4 protein-coding genes and 1 pseudogene are annotated in these 8398 nt (G+C 35.8%); 2 read left to right on the top strand and 3 right to left on the bottom strand.

Going from position 1 to position 8398, the window contains the following annotated elements; translation table 11 throughout:
• Positions 1-30: 30 nt before the first annotated feature.
• Positions 31-315: pseudogene (locus ASJ81_RS06535) on the bottom strand (DUF6444 domain-containing protein); the annotation flags it as partial.
• 927 nt (positions 316-1242) lie between these two features.
• Here ASJ81_RS06535 and ASJ81_RS06530 point away from each other — a divergent pair.
• The gene (locus ASJ81_RS06530; protein ID WP_275112537.1) at positions 1243-2400 is read left to right on the top strand and encodes an RNA-guided endonuclease InsQ/TnpB family protein; all 1158 of its coding nucleotides are present in this window, start codon (positions 1243-1245) and stop codon (positions 2398-2400) included.
• Positions 2401-2503: 103 nt separating this feature from the next.
• Here ASJ81_RS06530 and ASJ81_RS06525 read toward each other — a convergent pair whose 3' ends face one another.
• Positions 2504-4273 carry an alkaline phosphatase gene (locus ASJ81_RS06525; protein ID WP_095643783.1) on the bottom strand — a complete coding sequence of 590 codons (1770 nt, stop codon included), beginning with the start codon at positions 4271-4273 and terminating at the stop codon, positions 2504-2506.
• Positions 4274-5278: 1005 nt separating this feature from the next.
• Here ASJ81_RS06525 and ASJ81_RS06520 point away from each other — a divergent pair.
• Positions 5279-6421 (top strand): UDP-N-acetylglucosamine--N-acetylmuramyl-(pentapeptide) pyrophosphoryl-undecaprenol N-acetylglucosamine transferase, encoded by a 1143-nt coding sequence (locus ASJ81_RS06520; protein WP_095643782.1) that lies wholly within the window; start codon positions 5279-5281, stop codon positions 6419-6421.
• A gap of 180 nt (positions 6422-6601) precedes the next feature.
• On the opposite strand, the gene ASJ81_RS06515 is transcribed toward ASJ81_RS06520, so the two are convergent.
• Positions 6602-7600: a PHP domain-containing protein gene (locus tag ASJ81_RS06515; RefSeq protein ID WP_095643781.1), complete on the bottom strand. Its 999-nt coding sequence runs from the start codon at positions 7598-7600 to the stop codon at positions 6602-6604.
• Between the last annotated feature and the right edge of the window lie 798 nt (positions 7601-8398).

Below are 8398 nucleotides of genomic sequence, written 5' to 3'. Positions count from 1 at the left end.
GCAGCAGTTCAAAGAATGCTCTATTACCTAATCAGGATTATCAACCATTTTAAGAGTTGTTCCTGGATGACCTTCTTGACCTCCAGGGTTCTTTTCGCTCTTTTTACGGAGACTCTTGGGATTAGGTTTTCCTTTGACAAAAAAATCAGTAGAAGGAGGTTTACTGCTGTTTCTGCTATTTTGATTTAAGCGAGATTCTAAAACTTGCAATTTTTCACTAAGCTGTTTTATTTGAGATTCAAGACTCTCAATGTAAGTTGCAATAACTTCAGGATTTGAAGTACACAGAGCAAGAATCTCTTCACGTTTCATCAAAGATAGAAATAACTCATTGTAAATCCAATTTTTCCTCGAAAAGAGGAAAAATTGTGTAGCCCTAAAAAGGCTACCTGAATAGTAACTCTCTAAGTTCTATTTCAGAAAACCTTTGTTGCTGGAAATCATACTCAAGATCAGTGTTTTTCTTTTTGTTCCGATTGTTTTCTAACTAAGCAATTATTGTTTTTCCCTTTTGTTATTTGGTTGTTATTACCAGGATTGGATTCATTATGACAAATAGTAAGTTTCTATGTGAGAAATGAAATAATCTCCAGTTGTACTGAGATTCAGAACAAAAAGGACCTGAAAATTACTTATGAGCATTTGAAAATAATTTTAACTATGTAACATCGGACGACCTCGAATTGACGTTCAAAAACAAACATGATATTCCTTGAATAACATGCACAACTATATGAAAATGCATGCTGATGGCAGCATTTTCATGCTAAATAAAATGGTTTTTAAGTGAAATCTAAATACAAGGTTTCTACTGATTCAGATTTTGCTGTTAAAACTAATTCTTGACATCTTATTAGAGGAAAATCTCTTTATGTACTCTGGCAAAATGCTTAAATATCTTTATGCTAATTATATATAGAAATTAAATATATCTTATAAGTTTCTTCATAAACATGTATATTCTCTAAAAATATACTGAATACTAACCGTGGAGCAATAACCCGGATGCTACTGACCTATAAAATCAAGCACAATCGAAGTTTTACAGAGGAACTCCAAAAGGCTCGAAAGGTTGTTGAGTTCTGTATTAAACATCAGACTCAAAACCGAGGCCTTAACTCGCCTCCCATACAAAAATCTATTTCTTCTCTCCCCTCTTCCTCTTCATCCTCATTATCAACGTTTTCTGAGTTTTCTTATGACTTTCCTATTATTTCTTCCGCTCCTCCTTCTCTTGGTTCTTTGTCTTCAACTTATTCACTTCAGGTATCTGGACCTCTTTCTCCTGGAGATATAAAGCATATAGGTTTGAAGTCAATTATCTCCTGCCAGATTTTTAAGAAATATTCCCAAAATCAGAACTTCAGATCCGCAAAAAATGTGAAGTTGATTATTCCTTCTCGAGCAATCCGTGTTGACAGGAAGGAGCGAACCATTACAATTCCATGTTTAAAACTTTTACTGAACTATCAATTTTCCAGTAATTTTACAAAAATTTCCCAGATCGAAATCGATAACATCTATGCTTATGTAGCAGTTGTCTTCCCGGATGACGAACCCAAAAATTCAGAGCATTATATAGGAGTTGATCGCAATACTAAAGGACATATTGCAGTTGTAGCGGATCCCGAATCAGGAAAAATCTGGAAGTTAGGAAAAATGCGATACCATACGCATAAAAAATACGAAAACATTAAAAAACGGCTCTATAATATGGGCAAAAGTAAAGAATTAAAAGCTGTAAAAATTAGGGAAAAAAATATTGTAAAGGACTTGAACCATAAAATCAGCCGAAAGATCGTTGATATCGCTCTATATAACGAATATGGTATCAAACTGGAAAACCTTAAAGGAAACCGAAAACTCAACAGCAAGATTGGAGATATAGGAAAAGGCGAGAAAAATAAAAGTAAAAAAAGAAAAGAGGAAAAAGATAGGGACAAAAACAGAAGTAAGGAAATCAACAAATATTCTATCAAAAGTAAAAACACAACTGGAAAACAATCATGGTCTTGTGAATACTCCTTGAACAGCTGGCCATTTCAGCAGCTTCAGCAATTTATTGAATACAAAGCCAGGCTGCTAGGAGTAGAGGTAGTTTATATTGATCCCCATGCGACTAGCAAAAAATGCAGCCGCTGCGGACATAAAGGCAACCGACACAGCAAGCAATTTAAGTGTCCATACTGCGGACACGTTGACCATGCCGATGTTAATGCCGCCTTTAATATAGCATTGACGCCAAAAGGCAGCGGTCAATTCCCTGTAGAAAGAGATGCAGGGAAAGGGAGCACTGATACCCCTCAACGGGTCTTAGGCCGTACCATCTTCAGTAAACGTACAGCCAGAAAAGAAACTTCTCCACAGTTTGCGTGGGAAGTATGTCAGTTTTTAAATTAAGACCTATTCCAAACTTCTTTAATGTATGTAAGTGAAAACCTGTTTACAACTTACGGATATATAAAAAACAAGAAAAGGGAACTAATCCCTTTGACTTACATTTTCAGACAACGTCGGCTGTTTTTTGAACACAATTCTTTTTTGTTCCATTTATTAGTGAAAGTGCTTCAGAGGGGATATACACCTTACCAGTTACTGGAGCATAGACAACTATTCCTTCCAGCTCATGAGCTACATCATTCTTGATAAGAATATTCGTATTCACTGGCAGTTTGGCATCTCCAATTTGTAGCACAGGGTTTGAGGAATCTGTAGTATTTAGCAGATATTCATTTTTATCCAGTTTCCCATCTCCGTTATCTTTGGAGAAAACCTCTCCCACTTCAGTAAAAAGACGCGAGTTAGTCTTGTTAAGGTCAAATCCGAGTTCTTTAGCCATATATCCTGCAATTTCGGTATTATCAACATGACCTGTCAGATAGTCAGGACCATAGGCCCACAGAGGAACATCATCTCCTGAATGCCCATGAGTAGTCCAGCCAATTACTGTGTGATTGCGGCTGATTACCTCACTGATGGCATAGTCAAGTGAGAGACCTTTTCCATTGTTGTAGAGTTTGAGAATTTCAGTTATGTCTTCATCAGTAGCATCAATGCCCCACCAGGTTTTCAGCTGTTTTTTGATATTTTCGGATGAAATATCTGTCCCTATTTTTGTCTCAAGACCAGTAGAACTGAGTTTCATGCCTTTGAGAGGAGCAATTACATCTTCTACCGTTGTGGATGTATAATTAGAGTCAGAGTTGCTGCCAATAGTCATACCGCCTGTATTGTGATCAGGAAAAGCTATAACTAGAGTATTCCCGTCTTTTTTAGCAAAATCAACTGCAACTTTAACAGCTTTATCAAAAGCCAGAAAATCGGTTACAGCGTAGTTTGGATCATTGGCGTGGTTTGCCCAGTCAACCTGACTGCCTTCAACCATTAAGAAGAAGCCATTTTTATCTTGAGATAGCAGTTCAATGGATTTCTCTGTCATTTCTGCAAGAGAAGGCTCTTCAGGTGCAAGTGAAGAACGGTCTATATCCGGCATCATATGGCTACTGGCAAAAAGGCCCCAGGCCCTGCCAGTTGTCAGGTTCATCATTTCATCTCTGCTGTCAACATACTGGTAACACCTGTCAAGAAGTATTTTTGTCAGGTTTTCTCCGTCTGTCCTTTTTCCTCCATCAGCTACAGGTGTGAGATAACTGGAACCGCCACCAAAGACCACATCAATGTTTTCATAAACCATCTGTTTCATAATTTCGGTTTCATTATCTCTGTTATCCACGTGAGCAGCAAAAGCTGCAGGTGTGGCATGGCTCACACGAGAGGTTGCTACAAGTCCCGTAGCCTTGCCTTCTAGCTTTGAACCTTCAAGCACTGTTGCAAGCGGTCTGTACCTTAGTTCTTCAGGCGGAATTTCCAGTGTACTTAACACAGAACAATTGCTTGGCCCGACACTTAAAAAACCGTTAGTAGTTTTATATCCAGAAGCAAATGCGGTTGCAGCTGAAGAAGAGTCAGTAATGACTGAATCAGTGCTATAAGTAGATACCGTTCCAGTCACCATATTGTCAAGCTCAAGAGGTTTTCCACTATACCAGCGAGCTAAAGTTTCCACACTTTGAGAACAACCATCAGGAATCAGGATAATCACGTTCTTTACTTTAGCTTCCGACGTTACGGGAGATTCGCAGTTAGTAGAGTTCGTGAAATTAGCGCTATAATTCGAATCAAATTGTGCAGCTACTGCAGAACTAACATTTCCCAACAGCAAAAGTCCTATTATCGAAATAATTAATAAAGTATCTTTCTCCTTAGTCTCCATAGAATTACCTCAACATTGGAACTAATTTTTCAATCTATAGTTTAACGCTATATAAACAATGCAAGTTCCAATTTTAAAAATGAGGCCTTCTGTATTTGAATCTTTCACATATAGAACATATGTAGGTTCATACTCAATATTTAGGATAGGTAACTATGTGACACTATTTTGCTGTACCAGATGTTTATTAAAATATTTAGATTATATACTCATTTATACACTTGATAGTTTTCCATAAGTTGTATACAAAAGAATACTGCTACAGCCTAACAAAACTTCAGTTTGGAATTGAAATACTCAGAATAGAGAACACAATTTTTTGATATTAGACGAAATTAGTAATGGCTTTACATTCTGTTTTACGGTGAACAAAAAGATAACAAGCAAGTTATGTTTACAAACTTTTAGTAAATTCATGCACGATTTAATTAATATTCTTATTAAAGTAACAACAATACCACAGTTAAACTAAAGGTCCTATGTTTAACAAATAACAAAAAGTAAAACTAAACATATCCAGACATCACCCTGTTGAGTATATTACTTAAACCAGGAGCCAGAATGAGATTATCTGCAGAGATTGCTTCTGCAGAGTATTAGATGGATGCTTAGATGGATGCTTAGATGGATGCTTAAAAATACTTTTTATTTGTGGGCTAAAATTTTAATGAATAAATATACTTTCGGGGTAAAATGATATATTTACTGATGTGCATACATAGGAAGAAAAATTATATATAGTAAATGAGCATTATTCTTTAGTAGCGTGGGATCAGAACACACAAACAAGCCAGAAGGCATGTCAACATCTATTAAATCCAAATTTTCTATGATACTCTCTTTTAAATTGGATTTCATCTCAAATTTCTTCACTCTATTTTTGAAAATATTACTTGCTTCGTACAGAATAGATTATTTTTACGCAAATTGTTTTTGAAAAATATCAAGCTCATAGATTAATGGTTAGTGTAATGGAAGAAAGGTATATACTGGGATTGGAATAAAATGAAAGTCTTACTTTTCATATGCGGAGAAGGGCTCGGCCACACAAGTCGCTGCCTTGCTTTGGGAAAAGAGTTTCTGACTGCAAGGCATGAGGTATACTTTGGGGCATACGGGTACTCAAAAAAACTGGTAGAAAAAACAGGATATCAGGTATATGAGATCCCCCCTGAAATAAAGCTAGTTGGGGAATCAGGAATTTTTGATATCAAAAAATCCATTAAAGAAACCCTAAAAAATACTTCTCCTTCAAAATTCAGGAAGCTTTTGAGGTTGATTGAAGAACTAAAACCTGATATTGTACTTTCGGATGGTTACTATACAGGTATACTTGCTGCACAGACAAAAAAGATTCCTGTGTATTTTATTGGCCACCAGTTCAATATGGTGGAGTTTTTTCAGAAACAGGATTTCCTGATGACAGTAGCAGGAAAACTAATCAAGAGTTTTTATAATTATATCTTCAGAAGCGTAGATGGCATCATTGTGCCCGATTTTCCTCCTCCGTACTCTGTAAATCGAAAAAACTTCAATTTTAAAAAAAGTATTAATAATACCATTTTTTTCAGCGGCCCCCTTATAAGGTACAAGTATAGTGAAGTCGAATCAAAAACCCTCCAGCGCCCCAACGTCCTTTCAACCGTTGGGGCTTTCGGATACAGAGCAACCATATTCAGGAACGTACTTGAGGCTGCAAAACTGGATCAAAGTATTTACTATACCTTTATTTCAGGACCCGGAATAGATCCCAATCAGTTTTCAAAAATCCCGAAAAATGTTGAGTTTACAGGTTTTACAGAAAATCCTTTTCCTTATTACAAAGGCTCTGACCTGGTAATTACTGCAGGAGGACATGGAACAATCCTTGAAAGCCTTTCTTTCGGACTCCCTGTGCTTTCTTTTCCGGACAAAAAGCACATAGAACAGGAAAATAACGCAACTGTACTTGAAGAAGAAGGATACGGAAAGAAAATGAGCTACCTTGCAGAGCCGGAAACTATTCTTGCCTGCATTAGAGGAATTCTGGAGAAGGAAGAGTACTGCAAAAAGACTCGAAGATTGAGAGAACTCGCAGAGGAACTTGACGGACCTGCAACTGTAAGAACGTTTCTTGAAGAAAGGTTAAAAGAAGGTTTAGTGAAATGAAGAATTAAAGAAAAATTAATGATCCAAACCAAAAAGAACAGAAAATAGAGGTTCTGTAGGAATTATCTGGAATAAACAATATCCATTAATTCTAACTGATAATCATGATATCTTTTTGTCAGTTTGTTTTTATCTCTTTGAGTATATGATCTTAATAGGATTTATACACAACCTAACAGCTCATGACATTTGATTCAAAACCTTTTCTATTTTGGAAACTAGAGGTTTTTCAGTTCTCATGTACATATATACAGGAAGTCCTGATCTGGAGAAATTCCGGAAAAACTTCATTGCAAGGTTGTTAAGTCTAGGAAATTCTCTAATTTTCTCGTTTGCAATAAGACTTATAATTCTATCAAAGCTCTGGATATTTGTGGTAAAGTTCATGTCCTCTCGTAACTGCTTATCCATAGAAAAAACAAGTTCAACCCAGGAGATTAGTTCTTTTGTAAGATATCTCTTAGTTCCTCCTTCAACTACAATATATGACCTTCCTTTTTTAATATTTTCAAAATATTCCCTAAATGTTTCCCCTTTTGCAAGGGTGTAGACAGCTCCCATACCTCCTGTATGACTATCTGTAGTTGCAACTAATCCTTTTCCATATTTTCTGGCAAGTGTTGCAGTAATAAGGTTTTTTTCCGCTAAGTTCTGCATATTATATTCGACAACTGGGAACTGTTTTATAAGTTCAGGTATCGCCCAGAGATTAGGACTTCCTTCGTTAAAAAACTGAAACGGATGGTTGTATATATGGGGAAGGTCGTGAGCCTTTAAATAGTGGATAAAGCTTTTGAAGTCATGTTCCTGATTTGCAATCAATTCAAGTTCCTCAAACTCTTCCGAATCCAATTCAAAAACGTTAACGTGAATAGTGTGTCCTATATATTCAGGATCTCTAATTGAAATCTCAACCCCTGGAACCAGTCTTTCTTTATCCCAACCAAGCAAATCGTAAGCTTTGACAGTATCATGGTCTGTAAAAGTCACAAAATCAAGGCCTTGAGATCTTGCTTTTTTAAAAAGTACTGAAGGATGCATTGTCTGAACAGGAGGGACATCGTAGGAGCAGGAAGAGTGTACATGCAGATCCACTTTCTTCCATCCTTCCTGAAGAAGATTTTCAGCAACCTCAGCACTTATCGTGATTTTAGCATCGATTATGTTTTTTCCTTGCATAAACAAGCACGACCATTTTATTCAGAAATTCTTTGCAATGTAATAGGTTATGAATTGTATTCAATTAAAAGAATGCAAAATGACTATAAAGACATTTCGCCAAAAACATATTTTTTTCCTCCTATTATGTATATTCACAAAAAAGTAAATTGATTGATTAAATCAATGTATTCACTAAATACAAAATGAAAAACTAACTAAAAATAAAAAACTAGCCAAAGAAATAAAAATTTATCAGGCGGATTATTTATTTACACACTATGAATGAAACAGATATACGAGCTAAATGCAGGGTTTTTAGGCATTTTTTCAAAAAAATATGTCATTTGGAGGATAATAACATTTCCCAAAGTTTCCGAAATAAACATCTAAAAACATCGTTTTTATTTTGAAAAACAATACTTCATGAGGTTATAATATAGAAAATCGAAAAATATATATGTATGAAATGAATATTATTGATTAGTAACGTGGGACCAAAATCTATGAACAGACCAGAACATAGAAACAGACCAAAATCTATGAACAGACCAAAATCTATGAACAGACCAGAACATAGAAACAGACCAGAACATAGAAACAAACCAGAACATAGAAACAGACCCAAAAACATGTTATCAGTAAGAAGTTTGTTTAAATCTCCCATGTTACTTCTATTACAGTGAGCCAGTAGCCCAAATCTCTTCATTTTCTTTTTTATGACCATTATTCGATAAATTGGCATCTTCTGGACTTCCTGTCACGGCCGGTGAATAATTCCTCATTTTAGCCGGATTAAAATTCCCCAATTTCCAATCC

The organism is Methanosarcina spelaei, from assembly GCF_002287235.1.
In the GTDB taxonomy this organism is placed as follows: domain Archaea; phylum Halobacteriota; class Methanosarcinia; order Methanosarcinales; family Methanosarcinaceae; genus Methanosarcina; species Methanosarcina spelaei.
The sequence above is the reverse complement of the archived record's forward strand: the minus strand, read 5'-3'. Positions and strand labels throughout refer to the sequence as shown.